The following is a 20,339-nucleotide window of genomic DNA, read 5'->3' as shown; positions in this document are numbered from 1 at the left end:
CTTCCTGTCCTTATCCCACTCTGGCAGGAGACGCTCCATGATCCGTGTTACCCGTTCGCTCGCCGTGCTGGCCCTGTGCCTGCTCGGCCTGGGCGCCCAGGCCGCCACCGTCGTCAAATTGCACCATGACCTCCCCGAGGACAGTGCCCAGCAGGAAGGGGCCGAGCGCTTCAAGGAACTGGTGGAGGAGCGCAGCGGCGGCGCCATCCAGGTCAAGATCTACGCCAACAACGCCCTCGGCGACGACGTGCAGGTGGCCCAGCAAATGCAGTTCGGCGCGGTGCAGGCGGCACCCATCCCCACCGCCAAACTGAGCGGCTTCAACAAGCAGCTTCAGCTGATCGACCTGCCGTTCCTGTTCCCCTCCCGGGAGGTGGCCTATGAATTCCTGGACGGCCCTGTGGGCGAACAGGTGCTGGCCGGCCTGCGCGCCGCCGGCTTCGAGCCCGCCGGTTTCTGGGAGAGCGGCTTCAAGCAGATGACCTGCGACAAGCCGGTGCACGAGCCCGCCGACCTGAAAGGCACCAAGTTCCGGGTCATGGAGAGCCCGCTGCTGATCGCCCAGTACAAGGCGGTGGGCGCCAACCCGGTACCGATCGCCTTCTCCGAAACCTACACCGCCCTGCAGCAGGGCGTGGTGGACTGCCAGGAGAACCCGCTGGTGTCGATCTCGCAGATGAAGTTCTACGAGGTGCAGGACTACCTGATGCTCTCCAACCACGGCTACCTGGGCACCGCCTTTATCTTCAGCAAGGTGTGGTTCGACGGCCTGCCCAAGGAGCAGCAGCAGATCCTGACCAAAGCCGCCCGCGAGGCCGGCCAGTACCAGCGCCAGCGTTCCGCTGCCCGTGAGCAGGGCTACCTGGACGGCATCAAGGCCGCCGGCGGCACCGAGGTGATCGAGCTTAGCGACGCGCAGAAGCAGGACTTCCGCGACGCCATGGAGCCGGTCTATGAAGAGTTCGGCGGCGTTCTCGGCGAGGACCTGATGCAGGCCACCCGCCAGGAACTGGACCGTCTGAGCGCCGGCCAGTAACGGCGGCCGGGGAGCATCATCATGTGGCAACGATTCAGCCGCGGGCTGGCCAAGGTGGAGGCGGCGGCGGTGGGCAGTCTGATCCTGTTCGCCGCCGGTATGCTGTGCGTGCAGATCACCGCCCGCGCCCTGTTCAACACCTCCTTCAGCTGGGCGGAGGAAAGCGTGCGCTATGCCATCATCTGGATGGTGTTCCTGTCCTGCGGGCTGGCGTTCCGCAAGGACGCCCATATCAGCATTGATGTGCTGCGCCAGATTCTGCCCGGCCGCGCCCGCACCGTCCTGGAACTGCTGATCACCCTGGTGTGCGCGGTGCTGGCCGGGTTGCTGGTGTGGTACGGCACCGCCATGGTCCAGACCCTGTACCGCTTCGGGCAGGTGTCACCGGCCATGGAGGCGCCGATGTACTGGTTCTACCTGGCGATTCCGGTTAGCGGCGTGCTGATGCTGATCCGCCTGGCGGAATCCCTGGTGCGCATACTGCGCCGGCGGCCGGTCCGGGAACCGGCGCCGGTGCTGGCGGGGTAACGATATGGGCGCGAGCTTCTTTTTCATGGTATCCGGCCTGCTCACCGTGGGCCTGCCGATCTTCGTGGCGCTGCTGCTGGCGGTGTTCATCGGCCTGCACCTGGAAAACGGCACGCCGTTGATGCTGATCATCCAGCGCATGTTCTCCGGCCTGGACAGCTTTCCGCTGATGGCCATTCCCCTGTTTATTCTGGCCGGCAACCTGATGAGCACCGGCGGCCTGTCCCAGCGCATTCTGCGCGTGGCCATGCTGCTGGTGGGTCCCATGCGCGGCGGGCTGGCGATGACCACCGTTACCGGCTCCATGTTCTTCGGCGCCATTTCCGGCTCCAGCCCGGCCACCGTGGTGTCCATCGGCCGCATGATGCTGCCGACCATGACCGCGCAGGGCTACGATAAGAAATTCACCCTCGGGCTGCTGATGGCCACCGGCGCCCTGGGCATCATTATTCCGCCGAGCATCTTCATGATCGTCTACGGCGCCGTGGCCGGGGTGTCCATCGGCGCCCTGTTCATGGCCGGGGTGGGCGCCGGCCTGGTCTATGGCGCGGTGTTCTTCGGCTACTGCTTCTACCGGGCCCGCCGCGATGGCCTGGAGCCGCAGCCCTGGCCGGGCCTGGAAGAACTTCTTTCCGCCCTGGGCGAAGCTTCCTGGGGGCTGGCGATTCCGGTGCTGATCCTGGGCGGCATCTACGGCGGCGTGTTCACGCCCACCGAGGCGGCGGCGGTGGCGGTGGCCTACGCCGCCTTCGTCGGCCTGTTCGTGTACCGGGAGCTGGACCTGTCGTCGCTGTGGAAGGTATGCGTGGACAGCGCCGTGGTCACCGCCCAGGTGATGATCATCATTTCGGCGGCGGCGGCGTTCTCCTGGTACCTGACCACCAGCGGCATCACCGAAACCATCGCCAGCGGTCTGCTGGCGCTCAGCGACAACCCCTGGACCCTGCTGCTGCTGATCAACCTGGTGGTGCTGATCGCCGGCATGTTCCTGGACCCCAACTCGATCGTGATTATCCTGGTACCCCTGATCGTCACCGTCGCCCGCACGGTGGGCATCGATCTGGTGCATCTGGGCGTGATCCTGTGCGTGAACTGCGCCATCGGCATGTTCACCCCACCGTTCGGCATGAACCTGTTCGTGGCCAGCGGCCTGGGCGAGGTGCGCTACTCGGAAGCGGTGCGCGGCGCGCTGCCGCTGGTATGGCTGGCGCTGATCGCGCTGCTGATCGTGAATCTGTTCCCGGAAATCAGCCTGTGGTTGCCCCGCACCGTGGTGTCGGGCATGTAATCGACAATGGAGACTCCCGTGACACTGGAAAACGGCTTTCTGGATTTCGACCCCGTACAGCTTGCGCCCACCGGCCGGGGGCCGTTGGACGGCCTGCGCTTCGCGGTCAAGGACGTGTACGACATCGCCGGCACCGTCACCGGCATCGGTCATCCTCTTTATCGGCAAACCCACTCCCCCGCCGAACATACCTCGCCGCTGGTGGACACCCTGCTGGCCGCCGGCGCCGAGCTGGTGGGCAAGACCCACACCGACGAACTCACCTACAGCCTGGCCGGGCAGAACGCCCACTACGGCACGCCGCCCAACCCGGCGGTGCCGGACGGCATTCCCGGCGGTTCCTCCAGCGGCTCCGCCTCGGTGGTGGCCGCCGGTCTGGTGGACTTCGCCCTGGGCAGCGACACCGGCGGCTCGGTGCGGGTGCCGGCCAGCTACTGCGGCATCTACGGCCTGCGCCCCACCCACGGCCTGGTGGACGACCGCCACACCGCCCACCTGGCCAAGAGCTTCGACACGCTGGGCTGGTTCGCCCGCGACGCCGCCACCATGGCGGCGGTGGGCCGCCTGCTGCTGCCAGCGGCCAGCGCCCCGGCGCTCACCGGGATACGCTGGTTGAGCGAAGCCCTGGACATGGCCGGCGCCGAGCCGGCGGAGCAGCTGCGTGCCCTGACCGGGGACGGCTTCGCCGGGCTGACCTTGGAACAGGAGGCCTCGGTGGGCCCGCTGGACGCTTTTTTCGAGGCGTTCCGCCCGGCCCAGGCGTTCGAAGCCTGGCAGTATTTCGGCGACTGGATCACCACCCATAATCCGCAATTCGGACCCGGCGTCCGTGAGCGCTTCGCCGCCGCCGCCGCCATCACCCCGGCCCGCGCCGCCGAGGCCCGCGCCGCCTGCGACGCGCTGCGCCAGCGGGTCCGGGAGCTGGTTGGGGAACACACCGTGCTGTGCCTGCCCACCACGCCCACCTCGGCGATTCCCCTCAACGCCAGCGACCAGGAGGTGGACCAGGTGCGCCTGCGCACCCTGTGCATGACCGCCGTGGCCGGCACCTCAGGCCTGCCGCAGTTGAGCCTGCCGCTGCTGCACGATGCCCGGGGCCCGGTGGGGCTGTCGCTGATCGGCCCGCCGGGCAGTGATCAGGCGTTGCTTGAACTGGCGGTCAAATGGGAGCAATCACAATGACCCGGGAACTGGATTTGCCGGAGGTGGTGGCGGAAGTGCGCGCCGCCTTCGAGGAATACGAAAACGCGCTGGTCAATAACGACGTGGCGGTGCTGGATCGGTTATTCTGGGAGGATTCCAGGGTGGTGCGCTACGGCGCCGGCGAAAACCTGTACGGCTACGATCAGATACAGGCGTTCCGCGCGGCCCGGCCGGGCAACAATCTGGCCCGTACCCTGCATAACACTTGTATCACGACCCACGGTCGTGATCTGGCCACGGTCTGGACGGAATTCACCCGGCCGGGGAACCCCCGCACCGGGCGCCAGAGCCAGGTGTGGGCGCGACGGCCCGAAGGCTGGCGCGTCGTGGCCGCCCATGTATCGTTCATGGATGAGGGCTAAAAATAATGAACGAACAGTCGTCTCCCGTGCAGATGGCGGTGGACACCGACCGCCCCCTGGCGGAACAGATCCGCCGGGCACTGTCCGACGAAATTCTCGGTGGCGCCCTGCCACCGGGCACCCGCCTTGACGAGATTGCCCTGGCCCGTCGTTTCGACGTATCGCGCACCCCGGTGCGTGAAGCCCTGCGGGAGATGGCCTCCGCCGGCCTGGTGGAGCACCAGCACCGGCGTGGCGTGTTCGTGATCGAAATCCCCGACCAGCGGCTGACCGAAATGTTCGAGTACGCGGCGGAGATGGAAGCGGTGTGCGCGCGCATGGCGGCCACCAAGATGAGCCGGGCGGAGCGCGAGGAGTTGCTGGCGGTGCATCTGGACAGCCATGTGCACGTGGTCAACGAGGACGTGGACGCCTACGACGCCGCCAACCTGCGCTTCCACGAGCGGCTGTTCCGCGGCTGCCACAACAGTTATCTGTTCGAGGCCGCCATGGCCGCCCGCTCCCGGGTACTGGCCTACCGCCGCGTGCAGTTCACCGTGGGCGACCGGCTGTCCACGTCCTTCGCCGAGCACAGCGGCATCGTCATGGCCATCGTGCGCGGCGAGAGCGAGCACGCCGCGGAACAGATCCGCGATCACGTGCTCAGCGCCCACCGCACCTCACAGAACTACCTGGAGCGCCGGGCGCCCCGGGAAGAGGACGATCAGTCCTCCCAGGTTTCCTGAATAAAGCTCAGGTCGTAGGCCTTCCGGTAATCCAGCCCTTCGGGCAGGGTGCCGGCCTCGACCATGTCCTGGTAAAACGACTGCCAGCGCTGATCGGTCATCATGCCGTAGGCTCCGTCCTTGGCGGCATCCGACAACAGAATGCCCTGCTCCTTCATCTCCCCGATTGAATAGGCGATCAGCTCGTCCTGCATTTCCGGGTTGTCCTTCTTGATCAGTTCATTGGCCGGCGCCGGATTCTCGAAGTAAGCGGCCCAACCTTCGGCGGTGGCGTCCACCATGGCCTGCACCACCTCCGGGTGGTCATCGATCATCTCCCGGGTGGTCACCAGGGTGGCGGAATAGGCCCCCCAACCGGCGTCCGCCAGCAGCAGGCTCTTGGCGGCCACGTTTTCCTTGGCCAGGAAATAACCGTCGTTGGTGATGTAGCCCTGCTGGGCGATGGTGGGGTCGGCGATGAACGGGCCGATGGTGTAGTCGTAGGGGCGCAGCTGATCGTCGCTGAAACCGTACTCCGCCTTCAGCCAGGGCCAGTAGGCCACCCGGCCGGCGGTGGGCACGCGGATGCCGGCGCCCTTGAGGTCGGCTATCTGGTCATAGCCCTGCCCTTCGTGGACCATCAGCGACTGCGGGTCTTTCTGAAAGAAAGCCGCCACGGTCACCAGCGGCAAGCCCTGCTTGACCGCGTTCAGGGCCTGCAGGCTGTAGCTCATGCTGAAATCCGTGGCGCCGCCGAGCAGCAGCTGCATGTTGTTGACCTGGGGGCCGCCCATCTTGATGGTCACATCCAGGCCGTGTTGCTCATAAATACCCATGGCCTTGGCGGCGTAGAGCCCACCGTGTTCCGCCTGGGCGTACCAGGTGGTGCTTACCGTCACCGGCGTCAGCGCTTCGGCCTGGGCCGACAGGGCGCCACCGAGCAGCGCGCCGGCCAGGGCCGCGCGCGTCAGGGTCCAGAGTTTCATCGCTACCTCCGCGATTGCAGGGTCAGGGGTTGCCGGGCATCCGGAAATGGTGAATCTCGGTGAAGGCTTGTACCCAGCCTTCGATCAGGGAATCGAGCATCTTGCGCCCTTCCTCCGGGCAGGAGCCCGCCGGGTCGCCGACCACGCCGCTTTTGCTCAGGTCATGGGTCAGCCAGGCGTAACGGAAACGGCCTTCCGGGGTGAGCAGGCCCTGGTGGGGCGGCGGGTATTCGCCCACCGCCTTGTCCGGGTGCACATGATCTCCGGCCAGGGCCATCATCAGGCTGGTCTCGGAGCGGCCGGCATGGATGCCTTCTTCCAGTTCCTTGGTGGAAAGAAATTCGCTGGCGCAGTGGGGCACGCCCCAGGAAAACACCGGGAACAGGCAGAAGTCCTGGTACTCGGCGCGCAGATCCCGGGCGATGATTTCCACCACCTGGGGCTGGCCGCCGTGGCCGTTGAGCAACACCAGCTTGCGAAAGCCCATGCGGTAAACGCTTTCGCCGATGTCCCAGAGAATCCGCATCAGCGTTTCCGCCTTGAGAATCACGGTGCCGGAAAAATTGATGTGCTCATTGGACTTGCCGCACCACACCGGCGGCAGCGCGAACGCCGGCACCGACGCGGGCAGGGCCGCCAGGGCGCGGCCGGTGAGTTCCGTGGCGATGGCGGTGTCGGTGCACACCGGCAAGTGCGGGCCGTGCTGCTCGATGGCGCCGATGGGCAGCACGATCACCGTGTTTTCCTTGTCCGGCAGCGCCTCGATGGCCGGGGCGGTGAAGTAAGGCAGAAAGCGGGAAGGCGGTACCGCGCCGTGGAGCTGGGTCATGCCGCGGCCTCCTCGTCCCAGGTGCGCATCTTGCCGGGGTTGAGCAGCCCCTGGGGGTCCAGGCGGCGTTTCATGGCCAGTTGCCCCGGGTCCACGGTGAGCTTGCCGCCGTCTTCGAGAATGTAGGTGTGCGGGTTGCTGACGAAGACACCGTTGTCCCGATGGAACTGAATGATCTCGTTGAGCCGCTCCTCGTTGGAATAGCGGATCACCTGCAGCCCGCTGCAAGTGACGGCGCCGTCCGCACGCAGGAATTCCAGATGCAGCATCACCTCGTCACCGAAGTGGCGGTGCATCTCTTCCACCTTCTCCACGTTCTCCCAGGGCCGGAAGCCGCTTTGCAGATAGGTGATGTCCTTGTGCTTGCGGAAGATGTGCAGGGTGGTGTGGTTCCAGCTGTGCTCGATCATGCTCTTGGTGGTGCCGAACACTTCCGCGTGGGACTGCTCCTCCACCAGTTCGCCGCCGAACTTCTCGCGCAGTTCATGAAGCGCGTCCATGCCCTGCCGGTTGACGATGGCCACCACCGCGGTATGGCCGGGGGCGATTTGCTCTTCCAGGCCGCACATTTGCGGCAGCGGGTCCGCCAGCAGCGTCAGCAGTTTTTTCATGGTGCCGCAGGTGCTGCCCAGGGCCTGGCAGAATTTCACCGCCTGCATGAAGTCCGGAAAGCTGAGCAGATTTTCCTGCCAGTCCAGGGCCGGGGCCAGGGCGAACTCCAGCTCGGTGATCAGGCCGTTGACGCCGTAGGCGTGGTACAGGTCGCGGGCCTCGGCACCGCGCAGTTCCTCGGCCTTCGGCTCCTCCGCCATGCTCAGGGCGCGCACGCCCAGCACATTGCCCGGGTCACCGATGGAACCGTAGGTGATCGAGCCGATGCCGCCGAAGCCGCCGCAGAAAAAGCCGCCGGCGGTGGCCAGCCGGTAGGTGGAGGGCATCAGGCGCAGTTCCCAGCCCTGTTCGCGGGCGGCCTTGTCGATGTCCACCAGGCGGGCGCCGGCCTGGACCCGGGCCACCCCGTCCTTGATCCAGAGAATCTGGTTGAGGCCGCTCATGTCCATCAGCACGCCGCCGTGCAGGGGCGTGCTCTGGCCGTAGTTGCCGGTGCCGCTGCCGCGCAGGGTGAGCGGGATACCGTGTTTCGAGCAGGCCGCCGCCACCCGCTTCACTTCTTCCTCGCTGGAGGGCTTAACCACCAGCTCCGCCTGCTTGCCGCGCAGCTGCTCCACCAGCACCGGGCTGAACCAGGCGAAGTCCTTGGAGTAACGCTGCAGGGCACGGTCCTCGGTGCTGATTTCCAGGCCGTCCAGATCGGCGCAAAGCTGTTGCAAGGTGTCGTTGTCGGTCATCGTGCTCTCCATTGTTTTACTCTCCACTCAATGCTCGACCTTGAGCGCGCTTTCGTGCCAATTGCGCAGCACCCGGTCGGAAAGCCAAACCATCATGGCGAACAGGGTGATCCCGGTGAGGGTGATCAGACCCAGCGCCGCGAACATGCGGGGAATATTCAGGTTGTAACCGGATTGCAGAATCAGATAGGCCAGCCCCGCCTGGGTGCCGCCGGTGCCGGCCACGAACTCGGCCACCACCGCGCCGATCAGCGCCAGCCCGGTGCTGATGCGCATGCCGCCGAAGAAATACGGCAGGGCACTGGGAATGCGCAGCCGGATCAGTTGCTGCATCCGACCGGTGCGGTACATGCGGAACATGCTGAGCAGGTTCGGATCGACGCTGCGCAGGCCCAGGGTGGTGTTGGAAATAATCGGGAAGATGGCGATGATCACCGCGCACACGGTGAGCGCCCAGGTGGTGTCGTCCACCCAGATAATGATCAGCGGCGCGATCGCCACGATCGGCGTCACCTGCATCAATACCGCGTAGGGGAACAGGCTCACCTCAATCCAGCGGCTCTGCACGAACAGCAGCGACGCGGCGGTGCCCAGCACCACCGAGATGATGAACGCCATCAACGTCACCTTGAGCGTCATCAGAAGACTGTGGAACAGCACGCCCCAGTCCTCCACGAAGGCCTTACCGATTTCCACCGGGCCGGGCAGGATGTACACCGGCGTGTCGGTGGCGCGCACCACCGCTTCCCAGAGCAACAGGAACACCACGCCGACAAACACCGGCGCGGCAATCTGCACGAAGCGTTCATTTTCCAGTAACGGCGATTTCATGAGCTGGCCTCCTCACCCTGGCGGCTGGCGACTTCCAGCGCTTCGGACACACGCCGGCAGTAACCGGCGAACTCAGTGGACACACGGAAATCCTGGCCACGCGGGTACGGCGCCTCGATGGGCACCTCCTCGATCACCCGGCCCGGCCGCGCCGCCATCACCACCACCCGGTTGGACAGATACACCGCCTCGTACACCGAGTGGGTCACGAACACCACGGTCCAGCCGTTGGCTTTCCACAGCCGCAGCAGATCGTCGTTGAGTTTGTTGCGGGTCATTTCGTCGAGGGCGCCGAACGGCTCGTCCATCAACAGCAGGTTGGGTTCGGTGACCATGGCCCGGGCAATGGACACGCGCATCTGCATACCGCCGGACAGCTCCCGGGGGTAGGCATCGCCGAACTTGTTCAGGCCCACCATCTCCAAGGCCTGGTCGATGCGCTGTTCGGTTTCCGGGCCCTTTTCCTTGTTCAGGTCCAGGGGCAGGCGCACGTTCTTGCGCACCCGTGCCCAGGGCATCAGGGTGGCGTTCTGGAACACGAAGGCCAGCTTGCGGCCTTTCTGGCCGACCACGTCGTAGCCCTGCTCCCACCATTTCACTTCACCGCGGGTGACATCGCCGAGGCCGGCCATCAGCCGCAGCAGGGTGGATTTGCCGCAGCCACTGGGGCCTAGCAGGCTGACGAACTCCCCTTCCTTGACGGTCAGTTCCACGTCCTTGAGGGCCACGGTGCCGTTGTTGTAGACCTTGTCCACGCCATGTACATCGACGATGGGGCGGCCGGCGCGGCTGTTGCCAGGCGACGGGCCGGTGGTGTCCGGGTCCTGCCCGGCGGCGACCACTTCGGGGCGGATTGCTTTCACCTGTGTCACGAGTTTTCCTCCTTTACGGCCAGGGATTGAGCGGGCAGCTCAATCCAGGACCCCTGGGTGTTCACGCTGAGGGTGATAATGCGAAGGTCGCCGGCGCGGATCGCGCCGGGGGCGCGACCGCTGCCGTCGTTAAGGGCGTAGGCCGGATAGCAGGCGCCGCTGACGCTCAGGCGCAGCCGTTCGCCGGCACGCAGCAAGGCGCAGGTGCCGCGCAGATCCACCGCCACCGGACCGTTGCCCCGGGCGCGGGCATAGCCCTGGGTGAGGTTGCGGGCGCGGCCATCGGCGTCCACCACCGACAGCACCGCGCACAGATCGAAGCTGTCCGCGTCGGCAGCGGCGTTCAGAGTGACCCGCACCGGGCCGGCCAGTTGATGATCGGCGGCCAGCGGCGCGCCGGTGTAGGTGAGCACGTCCGGACGCGCGTCCACCACGGTGCGATCATGCATGCCGGGGGACGGCGCCAGGTGGCCACCCACCGCCGGCACCGGCCGCCAGGGGTCGTGGATCAGGGTGTCCACGGTGGCTTCGACATCCGGGGCGGCGCCGAGACGGCCGCCTTGGATGTTGAAGCCGGCGCTGCCGTCGCTGGCCAGCGACAGCCGGCTGCCGGGAGCCGCCGGGTAATCCGCGTAGGCGCGCCAGCGGTTGGCGCGCAGGTCATAGAGCTCCACCAGCGGGTCGTCTTCCACGCCGGTGTCCTGGCCCTTGAGGTAATGATCGAACCAGCGCAGTTGCAGGGCATCGATGTGGGACTGGGCGGCCTCGCCCAGCCATGCCTGGCCCACCGCCGGAGTCCAGGGCAGATGGGTCCAGGGGCCGATCACCAGCCGCTGATGGCCGGCGCCGGCGCGCAGGTAATCGAAGGTGGCCAGGGTGCCGGTGAGAAAGCTGTCGAACCAGCCGCCCACGTGCAGCGCCGGCAGGTCCACCACCGGCAGACAACCGGCCACCGAATGTTGCCGCCAGTAGTCGCTGTCCAGGGGCTGATCCAACCAGTCGCCGTAGAAGGTGCCCTCCAGACGCTCACGGACCGCCGGCGACGCCGGGTCGATCAGTTCATCGGCGCCGGGCCCGTGGCCCAGCCGGTAGCGTTGCGCGAAGCGGTCATGGTTGCCGTCGCGGCGGTCGCTTTCGGCGCCCAGCTGCGCCGCCCAGGACAGGCTGTTCTGCAGGCGGAAGGCGCCGCCCTCGTAGGCCCAGTCCCGCTCCAGGCGGAACCCGGTCATGGCCGGCGCGATGGCTTGCAGCGCCGGGTGGCCGCTGGCGGCGGCGAACAGCTGGGTGACGCCCTGATAGGAAAAGCCGTACATGCCGATGCGGCCGTTGCACAGCGGCAGGTCCGCCAGCCAGGTCAGGGTGTCCTCGCCGTCCTGCTGTTCGTTGATAAAGGGTTCGAAGCTTCCCTCGGAGGTGCCCCGCCCGCGCACATCCTGAATCACCACCAGGTAGCCCTGTTCGGCGTACCAGGAGGGGTGGGCGTAGGTCACCGTGGAAGCGATGCGGCGGCCGTAGGGCTGACGCATCAGCAGGGCCGGGAACGGGCCCTCGCCCTCCGGCACATAGAGATCGGCGTCCAGCCGCACCCCGTCGCGGGTGTGCATGGAAACCGTTTCCGGCATCGGGACCCGTGACGTCATGCCCCTACTCCCTGCAATACCCGCAGGTCTTCCTGATCCAGCTGGTCGGGTACGCCGTTGCGGATCAGTTCGGCGAAGTGCTCGTCGGGCACCATCACGGTCAGGGTGTAGAGGCGGCCCGGGCCGGTGTTTTCCACCACGTGCTCGGCGCCGGCGGGCACCACCATGGCGTCGCCCTTGCGCAGCTCCACCCAGTTGTCGTCACAGCGGGCGCGGCCCTCGCCTTCCAGCACGAAGAACAATTCGTCGGCGGCCTTGTGGGTGTTGGGTGGCGTCAGGCCGCCCTCGTCGAAAATTTCCACGCAGGCGATGAAATCCAGTTTTTCCTTGATGGAATCGAACATCACCACCAGGCGGTTGCTTTCCCCCGCCTTGATGCGGAAGGCCTCGAACTGGTCGGGACGTTTAAAGAACGGCAACATCAAAGAGCCTCCATGGCGGAGATCAGATCCGGGGAACAGGCGGTAAACCCGAAGATCTGCCGCGCGTTGTAGAGCGTGGCGTCCCAGCAGAACGCCGGGGAAGTGGTGGCGGTGCAGTCTTCCAGCAGCACTGTGTCGTAGCCGAGGAAGTTGGCGTCCGCCAGGGTGTGCAGCACGCACTGGTCGGCGTTGACGCCGGCGAACAGGCAGGTGCTGACACCGAGATTGCGAAGGATGGAATCCAGGGGCGTGTCCCAGAAGCCGCTCATGCGGAACTTGTCCACGCGCACATCGCCGTCGGCCACGGTCAGCTCGTCGACGATGGCGGCGCCCCAGCTGTCCTTCTCCAGCACCGGCGCGCCGGAGGCGGGCACCGGGTCGCCCAGGCCCACGTCCTGGCCGCTGCCGTTGTAGACATGGCGCAGGGCCGGCGAGATGTTCATCAAATCCTTGCGGTTGCCCCAGTTCACCCACACCACCGGCACGGCGGCGGCGCGCAGCGCGGGCAACAGTGTTTGCAGCGGCGCCACCGGGCGTCGCGCCGGCGTGGTGTCCACGCCGATATGGTCCAGCCAGCCACCGGGGGTGCAGAAGTCGTTCTGCATATCCACCACGATCACCGCCAGACGATTGAGATCCAGGCGTAACGTTTTCGGCTGCGCCGACAGGGTCACCAGCCGGGGCGCGGGCGCCGGACGGCTGAGATCGGCGAGTTCGCCATTGACGCCCCACTGGCTGCCGGGGCGGGTGCCCAGCGAATGCAGGGCGGAATCGGGGTCGGAGAAACGGTCCGTCATGGTTCGGCTCGGCCTCTTCCGGAATCAGGGCGGCCACCGGGCGGCGACGCAGAGGGGCGCCGCCGCCGGGGCCGGTCGGTCGATCAGAACTTCAAGCGGGTGCCCACGCCGTAGCTGTCGCCGTCACCGAGGGTATCGATGTCGTCGTGCATGTAGTTGGCGTAGATGTCGAGCTGGTCGTTGATCACCCAGTCGTAGCCCACGGTCCAGGTCTTGCGCTCGGCGTCGACTTCGCCGTCGAACTCGGACTTGGCGTAGGAGGCCAGCACGGAGCCCGGGCCGGCGGGCACGCTGACGCCACCCTGGTAGGTGTCCACGTCCACGTCACCGGTGGTGGTGTCGGTATCCAGGCTGTGGTACATGCCGTACACCTTGACCACTGTGAAGTCGTAGCTGGCGCCCACCAGGTAAGCGTCCTGGTCGGTGACGGAGAACACGCCGCCGCCGATGGCCGCCAGACCACCGCGCTCACCGAAGCCCGGGCTGTCGCCGCTGTTGAGCGCGCCCTGCTTCACGGTATGGGCCGCCGCGGTCAGCATCAGACCGCCGGCGCGGTACACCAGGTTACCGCCGAATTTGTTTTCGGAATCCTCGCCGGACTCTTCACCGAACGCGTACACCAGGTTGGCGGTCAGGCCGCCCATCTTCGGCGACACGTAGGAGATGCCGTTGCTCCAGCCGGAGTCACCCACGGTGGCGCCGTAGTTGCCGCCCTGGTAGGAGTGCAGGATCGCCGGCGAGAACACGAAGGAACCACCGAACGGGTTGGAGAAAATCACCGGCAGGAACATGGGCGCGCCAACCCGGCCGAAAGCGATCTGGCCCAGATCACCCTTGAAACCCACCTGGGCGGCACGGGCGAAGAACTCGTCACCGTTGTAGCGACCGTCGTCACCGGTGTCCGGGCGCAGGAACATTTCCGCCTTGACGAAGGCGCTGGTGCTTTCGTTGATATCGGCGGTGGCGCTGAAACCCACGAAGGACGTGGTCATACCACCGGCGTCCAGTACCTTGGAATCGTCGGCGGCACCGGGCGTTTCCCGGCTGCCGGCGAACACGTCGAACAGACCGTAGAAGTCCACATTGACGTCCGCACTGGCCATACCGCTCGCGCCCAACAGCGTGGCGGCCCCCAAAGTCTTCGCAACCTTTCTGTTCAGTTTCACAGGTTTTCCTCTCTGAAAAGTGGGGAGCAGTCGGTCGGCGACGCGCTTTATCGCGTCCGCCGTTCCTGTGCTCGTGCCACCGGTACAGCCGGTGTCCCCCGGATTCGCGCCGTCCTCCCGAGCGGTCACGAAACCCTCTTAAAATGCGACGCCGACACATCCCGCGACGGCGGCTCCCGGAAGTGGCGATCAGGCAACGCCACACCCGCAGTCCTGTGCACCGAGCCGGCAAATGCCAGCCTTGCATACACGGTACTGAGTGACTTTCAAGATGCGTGCCAGTCGCGCGGACACGCACGAAAAGGCGCGGCCAGTGGGTGAAGAAGGCGTAAAAACCAGGGCAAGGAGCCCCCCTTAGAGGCCCCTACTGCTCTTTTTTGGGGCGATTCAGGAAATCCCGCCCTAAGGAGGCGCGAGAAAAATACAACGGCGAAAATAAAAAAAGCCGGGAAGCACGGGGCCGTAAGGCCCCGTCCAACCCGGCGAACAGGAATGAAGACGGTGAAAATTCAAGCGCGATGGCGGTTTTTTGTATACAAAGCAGCCAGGAGGTTGACCCTTAGTCCACGGGTAGGAGCGACTTCAGTCGCGATGACGATGGAAAGCGAGTCGGTGATCGCGACTGAAGTCGCTCCTACGGGTGCCATTCGCCGGCCGGGAAGCGTCTCGGGGTGGAGCAGGACTCAGGCCACCCCTTCGTGGTCGGCGATCAACCGATCCATCATGCGGCGGATCACCAGGCCCGGCTTATCCGATTCCATGTGCTTCTCGCCACGGGGGTCCAGGGGCATATCCGGGTCGGTGCTTTCCAGCACCCGCTTGTCCTCCAGGGTGACCTTGCGATCGAAGGCCAACAGCGCCTCCCGGTCGAAGCCCTCACCATGGTCCTGCTGCAGACAGAACTGCACCACCTGGGAGCGTCCGTGGTCGATGGGCACCTGGCAGTTGACGATCACATGGGCGGGCCCACCGTCCGCATAGTCGATACGCAGCCGGCACACGAAGGGCGCGAACCAGGAGCAATCCAGAAAACGCTCGTTACCGTCCTGCTGGGCGTGGTGGGCCTGGGTCACGCCGAGCCGGCCGGTGTAATGGAAGCCGCCGTCGAACTCGCGGATTTCCGCGTCCTTGGCCACCAGATGCTCCGGGCTGCCGAAGGTGCCCAGGTGCACATAGCTGGGGTGGGCCATGTCCAGTTCGTTCTCCATCACCCGCAGCCCGGCCACCTTCCATTCTTCGTAGAATTCCTGGATCAGCTCGAAGTCCGGCTCGGCGGCCTCCGGAATGGCGGGAATCTCGAAGATCGGGTCTTCCAACGCCACCCAGGCATAGCCATAACGGACGTCACAATGGAAAGCGCGCACCCGCCGCTTGGGCCCCGGGTCGCGGTCCGGCATCTGCGGCACATGCACGCACTGGCCGCTGCGGTCGTACTGCCAGCCGTGATACGGACAGGCCACCCGCCCCTGGCACACCTCGCCCAGGGACAGCTGCGCGGTGCGATGGCAGCAGCGATCCTCCAGCGCCGCCGGCACGCCCTGGTCATCGATAAACAGCACCAGCGGCTGGCCCAGCAGCACGAAACCGCGCGGGCCTTCGCGCAACAGATCAAGCGGCATCACCGGATACCAGAAGCGGCGAAACACGGGATGGTCCATGACGTTCATGGAGAGTCCTCCTCGGCGGGGTGAAGCGGTGGCGGCCGGAAGGTCAGTCCCAGCAGGAACGACACCCCCACCGCCGACAACAGAAACAGCATGGCCGCGGCAAACCCGAAGCCGTCGCGCAAGGCACCGAACAGCAGCGGCCCCAGCGCGCCCATCAGCATGGCCAGGCCCTGCACCAGCGCCGACAGACGGCCGGCCTCGGTGGGCGTGGCGGCGTAATCCAGCGGCAGGGTCAGCGCCAGCGGAAAGGAACCGCCCAGGCCGATGCCCGCGATCACCGCCCAGGGCACGCCGCCGGAGGCCGGCGCCCACCACAGCCCGGCGATGCCCACCATCAACAGCAGCAGGCAGATCGCCATGGCCGGGCGGCGGTCCCGCCAGACGCCGGCCAGCGGCGGTACCAGCAAAGCGGCGGCGATTTGCGCGCCAGTGAATACGGTAAGCAGCGCCGCGCCCTGGGCCTGGCTGTGGCCCTGGGCCACATAGAACGGCACCAGCCAGGCCAGCAACGACATATAGGCAATCGAGCCGGTGCCCAGAAACAGCGCCATGCGCCAGGCGCGGGCATCCGCCCAGGGCAAAGCCCGGGCGTTGTCGCCCCGGGGCCGCGCCAGGTTCACCGGCCACAGCAGCGCCGCCACCAGCGCCGGCAACGCCCAGATGCCCAGGGCCAGCTGCCAGTGGCCGCCGGCGGCGTCCATCAGCGCCGGCGTGGCGGCGGCGCCCAAGGCCGCGCCCAGGTTCATGGCGGTGGTGAACAGGCCCATCATCAAGGCCGCCCGGGCCGGGAAATACTGTTTGATCACCACCGGGATCAGCACCTGACCGCAGGCGATGCCGAGCCCGCCCACCAGGGTGGCGGCGAACATTACCGTGGGGCTGAAACCCACCCAGCGGCCCAGGCAGCCCGCCGCCACCAGCAGCAAGGCCACGCGCAGCCCCTGGCCGCTGCCAAGGCGGCCGATCAACCAGCCGCCCACCAACGCCACCGCGCCCATGCAGAAAGTGGGCACGGCGGCGAGCAGGCCGGCGGCGGTGCTGCTCAGCCCCAGGTCCATGCGCACCGCTTCCAGACTCACCCCCAAGGAAGTGAGCAGCGGCCGCAGGTTGAGGCCGGCCAGGGCGATCATCACCGCGATCCAGCCCAACCCCACGGTCACCGGCGGTGGCGCCGCCACCTCCACCGCCGGCGCCGCCGACAGGTCACTGGCGGCCATCAGTAGGTCGCGTTCAGTTTGGCCATCAGATGCTCACCGGCCAGGATCGACGGATAGCGCGGCGGGTTGTTTTCGTCCGCGCAACTTTCGATGCAGCGGATCTCCGCGTCCGGGTTCGGATGACAAAAGAAAGCAATGGAATAACGGCCCGGCGAATCGCCGCTGACGAACGGCGACACCCGGTGCGGCGTGGAGCAGAACACGTCGTTGGTCCAGCGCTGCATCAGGTCACCGGTGTTGACCACCACGGTGCCGGGAATCGGCGGCGCGGTGATCCACTCACCGTCGCGGGTGCGCACTTCCAGCCCGGCCACGCCATGCTGGAACAGCAGCGTGATGCTGCCGTAATCGGTGTGCGCGCCGGCCCGCTTTTCGCCGGCCTGGGGGGTGTAGTCCCGGGGCAGCGGCGGGTAGTGCAGCAGGCGCAGGGTGTGGTGCAGTTGGTCATGGGCATCGACGAAGAAACCGTCGGGCAGATCCAGGGCCAGCGCGAAGGCTTCCAGCACCCGGTTGGACGCGGCCACGCAGCCGTCCATCAATGCCATCACGGTGGCGCGGAAATCCGCCGGCTGGTCCGGCCAGCGATTTTCCCGGTAGGGCCGTTCCGCCTCGCTGAGCGCCCCGGGTTCCGGCCCGGCGTTGAAAGCTTCTTTCAGGTCGCCGGGTTTGCTGGCATCAAGCCGCTCCCGGCGCACCGCCACATAGCCCCGGTTGCTGCTGGCGTTTTGCCAGGCCACGCCCATTTTCTCTTCGTAGGGACGGGCGAAGAACCGTTCGGAAGTCTGGAAGGAACGGTCCAGCAACGACGCCGGCACGCCGTGGCTGGAAAGGTAGAAAAAACCCCAGTCGGCGCTGGCCTGGCGCATGGCGCGGGCCACCGCCTTGCGGTCCGCCGCATCGCCGTGCAGAAAAGGTCCGAAGTCAATCACCGGAATGGCACCGGCGTCGGTGAGCCGCGCCTTGGATTGTTGAAATGTTTCCATCGGGTATTCCCCCGGGGCGCTGGCCCCGTCCTTCAATGAAGTTCCGCCACCACCTCGGCGGCGCGGGCACGCAGGTCGGCCAGGTCCAGACCCGGGATGGCGCCATCGCGCACCCGCGCCTGGCCATCCACCAGCAGATGGCGCACCGTGGCGCTGCCACCACCGGCCACCGGCGCGATAGCCGGGTCGTGCATGCCGAAATAGCGCGGCTGGTTGAGATCGTAGACCGCCAGATCGGCGGCCCGCCCCGGGGCCAGTTCGCCGACCTGGTCCAGGCCGAGAATGCGGGCGCCACCGGAGGTGCCCCAGTGGATCACGTCTTCCACGGTGACCGCGTCGGCGCCCCCCAGGGCACGGTGGATCATCCAGGTGGTGTGGGCCTCCTGGATCATGTCGGCGGCCTCGTTGGAGGCGGCGCCATCCACCGCCAGGGAAATGGGAATGCCCCGGGCGGCCATTTCCGGCACCCGGGCAATGCCGCTGCCCAGCCGGCAATTGCTTTGCGGACAATGGGCGATGCCGGTGCCGGTTTCCGCCAGGATCGGCAGTTCGGAGTCGGCCACGTGCACCATGTGCGCGAACCAGACGTCGTCGCCCAACCATTCGTTCTCGCCGCAGAATTCCACCGGCGTCATGTTGTGCACGTCGCGGCAGTACTCCACGTAGTTGAAGGTCTCCGACAAATGGCTGTGCAGACGCAGCCCCTGGGCGCGACCGGCCCGGGCCAGCTCGCGCAGGGTCGCCGGGTCCACCGAGAAGGTGGGCGTGGTGGGCGCCATCACCACCTGGCGCATGGCACGCGGGCCGCTCTGGTGGTAACGGGCGGCCAGGCGCTCCACATCGGCCACGTAGGCGTCCAGGGTTTCCGACTTCAGGTCATTGGGATAACCCGGATGGCGGCCCTGTTCGGTGGCGCCGCCCCGGCAAAGGGTAAAGCGCATGCCAAGCCGCTCCGCCACCTCGAACAGCACGTCGCCCATTTCGCTGTCGAGGCCGCCGTAATAGATGTAATGGTGATCGGCGCAGGTGCTGGTGCCGGACAGCAGCAGTTCCGCCAGCCCCACTTCCGCCGCCACCTCCAGGTGGCGGTCGCGGATGCGGGTGAGGCGCGGATAGGGCACCGCGCCCAGCCAGCCGAACAGCGGCTCGTTGATGCCTTCCGGCACCGCCTTGAGCACGCTCTGGAACAGATGGTGGTGGGTATTCACCCAGCCCGGATAGACCACGCAGCCGCGGGCATCCAGCACCTCCTCGCCGGCCACCGGGGTCAACCCGGCGGCCATTTCCTTGATCACGCCGTCACGGACACGGATGTCCACGGCGCCGGCGCGGGCGGCATCGCCCGCCGCGCCGGTCATCACCGCGTCCGCGCCCTGGATCAGCAGGTCGCTCACGAGGCCTTCTCCTGTTTCACCGGAATGCGCGCGTGGTCGCTGCGTGCCTCGCTCTCACCGAAGCGTTCCAGCAGCGCCTTCATCATCTTGCGCATCACCATGCCGGGCTGGTCCGACGGCATGTGCTTCTCTTCACCGCTGGCGGTGTCCAGGGGCACGTCGTAATCGGTGCTTTCCAGAACCCGCTTGTCCTCCTCGGTGACCTGGCGATCGAAGGCGATGATTTCCGCTTCCGGGGCGTCTTCTTCGCTATCGCTGCGGAACGCCCACTGGCAGATCATCGAATGCTCGTCGTCGATGGGGGTGGCGTAGGTGACGATGGAATGCACCAGGCCATTGGGGTAGCTGATGTTGAGGCGGCGGCCGAACGGCATGTACCAGTTGCTGGTCATGTGGCGCACGGTGGTGTCGCTGTCCATCTTCAGCAGTTTTTTCTGGGATTCCGGATTGTTCACCGGGGCCTTGGTTTCAAAGCGGAAACCGTATTCGCCCTCCTCGATGTTCAGGTCGGCGGGAATCGGCTTGTCGTACTGGCCGAAGCTCTCCCGGTGCACGAAGCTGAAATGGGCGTTGTCGAAGGAGTTCTCCATCAGCCGCAGGCCGGCGGTGCGCCACACCTCATGGAACTGATGGAACATGCGGTAGCCCGGCTCCTTGGCTTCCGGCATTTCGGGAATACCGGTGACCGGGTCGCCCAGGCACACCCACACATAACCGTAGCGCTCATCGGCGTGGAACGCCGGCACCTTGACGCGGCTGGCGGGACGATCCGGGGTTTGCGGTATTTTCTTGCAGGCACCGGTGCCGTCGTAATTCCAGCCGTGGTACGGGCAGACGATGTTGTCGCCGTCCACCCAGCCCAGGGACAGCTTGGCGCTGCGGTGGGCACAGCGGTCCTCGGCCACCTGGGGCTTGCCCTGGCTGTCCAGCCACAGCACCAGATCCTGATTGAGCAAACGGAAGGGTTTCGGGCCGTCGTTCAGTCGCGCCATGGGAATCACGGGGTACCAAAAGCGGCGCAGGACGGGTTGTTGGGTTACTAGCATGGCTCATCTCCTATGGACG

20 protein-coding genes are annotated in these 20,339 nt (G+C 66.4%); 6 read left to right on the top strand and 14 right to left on the bottom strand.

What is annotated here, in order from left to right; translation table 11 throughout:
- Positions 1 to 37 precede the first annotated feature (37 nt).
- From FGS76_RS00555 to FGS76_RS00530, 6 genes are read left to right on the top strand one after another with little or no spacing between them, the layout of a single operon-like run.
- On the top strand, positions 38 to 1,036 hold the full coding sequence (locus FGS76_RS00555; protein ID WP_138770681.1) for a TRAP transporter substrate-binding protein: 999 nt from the start codon (positions 38 to 40) through the stop codon (positions 1,034 to 1,036).
- 21 nt (positions 1,037 to 1,057) lie between these two features.
- Positions 1,058 to 1,564 carry a TRAP transporter small permease gene (locus FGS76_RS00550; protein WP_138770680.1) on the top strand — a complete coding sequence of 169 codons (507 nt, stop codon included), beginning with the start codon at positions 1,058 to 1,060 and terminating at the stop codon, positions 1,562 to 1,564.
- 4 nt (positions 1,565 to 1,568) lie between these two features.
- Positions 1,569 to 2,852 (top strand): TRAP transporter large permease, encoded by a 1,284-nt coding sequence (locus FGS76_RS00545; RefSeq protein WP_138770679.1) that lies wholly within the window; start codon positions 1,569 to 1,571, stop codon positions 2,850 to 2,852.
- Between the two features lie 18 nt (positions 2,853 to 2,870).
- Positions 2,871 to 4,034 carry an amidase gene (locus FGS76_RS00540; protein ID WP_205717135.1) on the top strand — a complete coding sequence of 388 codons (1,164 nt, stop codon included), beginning with the start codon at positions 2,871 to 2,873 and terminating at the stop codon, positions 4,032 to 4,034.
- Positions 4,031 to 4,417 (top strand): oxalurate catabolism protein HpxZ, encoded by a 387-nt coding sequence (hpxZ, locus tag FGS76_RS00535; RefSeq protein ID WP_138770677.1) that lies wholly within the window; start codon positions 4,031 to 4,033, stop codon positions 4,415 to 4,417. The genes FGS76_RS00540 and hpxZ overlap by 4 nt, the downstream gene beginning before the upstream one ends.
- A 5-nt stretch (positions 4,418 to 4,422) precedes the next feature.
- The gene (locus tag FGS76_RS00530; RefSeq protein ID WP_240692332.1) at positions 4,423 to 5,142 is read left to right on the top strand and encodes a GntR family transcriptional regulator; all 720 of its coding nucleotides are present in this window, start codon (positions 4,423 to 4,425) and stop codon (positions 5,140 to 5,142) included.
- On the opposite strand, the gene FGS76_RS00525 is transcribed toward FGS76_RS00530, so the two are convergent.
- The 14 genes from FGS76_RS00525 to FGS76_RS00460 all read right to left on the bottom strand — a co-directional run bounded on the left by FGS76_RS00525 (position 5,121) and on the right by FGS76_RS00460 (position 20,320).
- Complete coding sequence (locus FGS76_RS00525) at positions 5,121 to 6,107, bottom strand: ABC transporter substrate-binding protein (RefSeq protein ID WP_138770676.1); 987 nt, start codon at positions 6,105 to 6,107, stop codon at positions 5,121 to 5,123. The two genes, FGS76_RS00530 and FGS76_RS00525, sit on opposite strands and share 22 nt — an antisense overlap.
- Positions 6,108 to 6,129: 22 nt before the next feature.
- Positions 6,130 to 6,936, bottom strand: a complete 807-nt coding sequence (locus FGS76_RS00520) for a creatininase family protein (RefSeq protein WP_138770675.1) — start codon at positions 6,934 to 6,936, stop codon at positions 6,130 to 6,132.
- Entirely contained in the window at positions 6,933 to 8,285 is a 1,353-nt protein-coding gene (locus tag FGS76_RS00515) for an FAD-binding oxidoreductase (protein WP_138770674.1), read from the bottom strand. The genes FGS76_RS00520 and FGS76_RS00515 overlap by 4 nt, the downstream gene beginning before the upstream one ends.
- A 27-nt stretch (positions 8,286 to 8,312) precedes the next feature.
- Complete coding sequence (locus tag FGS76_RS00510) at positions 8,313 to 9,116, bottom strand: ABC transporter permease (RefSeq protein WP_138770673.1); 804 nt, start codon at positions 9,114 to 9,116, stop codon at positions 8,313 to 8,315.
- Positions 9,113 to 9,988 carry an ABC transporter ATP-binding protein gene (locus FGS76_RS00505; protein ID WP_240692331.1) on the bottom strand — a complete coding sequence of 292 codons (876 nt, stop codon included), beginning with the start codon at positions 9,986 to 9,988 and terminating at the stop codon, positions 9,113 to 9,115. Before FGS76_RS00505 ends, FGS76_RS00510 begins: the two co-directional genes overlap by 4 nt.
- On the bottom strand, positions 9,985 to 11,628 hold the full coding sequence (locus tag FGS76_RS00500; protein ID WP_205717134.1) for a CocE/NonD family hydrolase: 1,644 nt from the start codon (positions 11,626 to 11,628) through the stop codon (positions 9,985 to 9,987). The genes FGS76_RS00505 and FGS76_RS00500 overlap by 4 nt, the downstream gene beginning before the upstream one ends.
- The gene (locus FGS76_RS00495; RefSeq protein ID WP_138770672.1) at positions 11,625 to 12,050 is read right to left on the bottom strand and encodes a cupin domain-containing protein; all 426 of its coding nucleotides are present in this window, start codon (positions 12,048 to 12,050) and stop codon (positions 11,625 to 11,627) included. Before FGS76_RS00495 ends, FGS76_RS00500 begins: the two co-directional genes overlap by 4 nt.
- The gene (locus tag FGS76_RS00490) at positions 12,050 to 12,847 is read right to left on the bottom strand and encodes a cysteine hydrolase family protein (protein WP_138770671.1); all 798 of its coding nucleotides are present in this window, start codon (positions 12,845 to 12,847) and stop codon (positions 12,050 to 12,052) included. Before FGS76_RS00490 ends, FGS76_RS00495 begins: the two co-directional genes overlap by 1 nt.
- Before the next feature lie 83 nt (positions 12,848 to 12,930).
- On the bottom strand, positions 12,931 to 14,013 hold the full coding sequence (locus FGS76_RS00485; RefSeq protein WP_138770670.1) for a porin: 1,083 nt from the start codon (positions 14,011 to 14,013) through the stop codon (positions 12,931 to 12,933).
- A 683-nt stretch (positions 14,014 to 14,696) separates the two neighbouring features.
- On the bottom strand, positions 14,697 to 15,680 hold the full coding sequence (locus tag FGS76_RS00480; protein WP_138770669.1) for an aromatic ring-hydroxylating oxygenase subunit alpha: 984 nt from the start codon (positions 15,678 to 15,680) through the stop codon (positions 14,697 to 14,699).
- The gene (locus FGS76_RS00475; RefSeq protein WP_138770668.1) at positions 15,677 to 16,897 is read right to left on the bottom strand and encodes an MFS transporter; all 1,221 of its coding nucleotides are present in this window, start codon (positions 16,895 to 16,897) and stop codon (positions 15,677 to 15,679) included. The genes FGS76_RS00480 and FGS76_RS00475 overlap by 4 nt, the downstream gene beginning before the upstream one ends.
- A complete protein-coding gene (locus FGS76_RS00470; RefSeq protein WP_138770667.1) occupies positions 16,897 to 17,880 on the bottom strand; it encodes an isopenicillin N synthase family dioxygenase in 984 nt (327 codons plus the stop codon). The genes FGS76_RS00475 and FGS76_RS00470 overlap by 1 nt, the downstream gene beginning before the upstream one ends.
- A 32-nt stretch (positions 17,881 to 17,912) precedes the next feature.
- Positions 17,913 to 19,274, bottom strand: coding sequence for an amidohydrolase family protein (locus tag FGS76_RS00465; protein WP_138770666.1), 1,362 nt, complete (start codon positions 19,272 to 19,274; stop codon positions 17,913 to 17,915).
- The gene (locus FGS76_RS00460; RefSeq protein ID WP_138770665.1) at positions 19,271 to 20,320 is read right to left on the bottom strand and encodes an aromatic ring-hydroxylating dioxygenase subunit alpha; all 1,050 of its coding nucleotides are present in this window, start codon (positions 20,318 to 20,320) and stop codon (positions 19,271 to 19,273) included. The genes FGS76_RS00465 and FGS76_RS00460 overlap by 4 nt, the downstream gene beginning before the upstream one ends.
- Positions 20,321 to 20,339: the final 19 nt, after the last annotated feature.

The organism is Alloalcanivorax gelatiniphagus, from assembly GCF_005938655.1.
In the GTDB taxonomy this organism is placed as follows: Bacteria; Pseudomonadota; Gammaproteobacteria; order Pseudomonadales; family Alcanivoracaceae; genus Alloalcanivorax; species Alloalcanivorax gelatiniphagus.
This window is presented reverse-complemented; position numbering and strand designations above follow the sequence as displayed.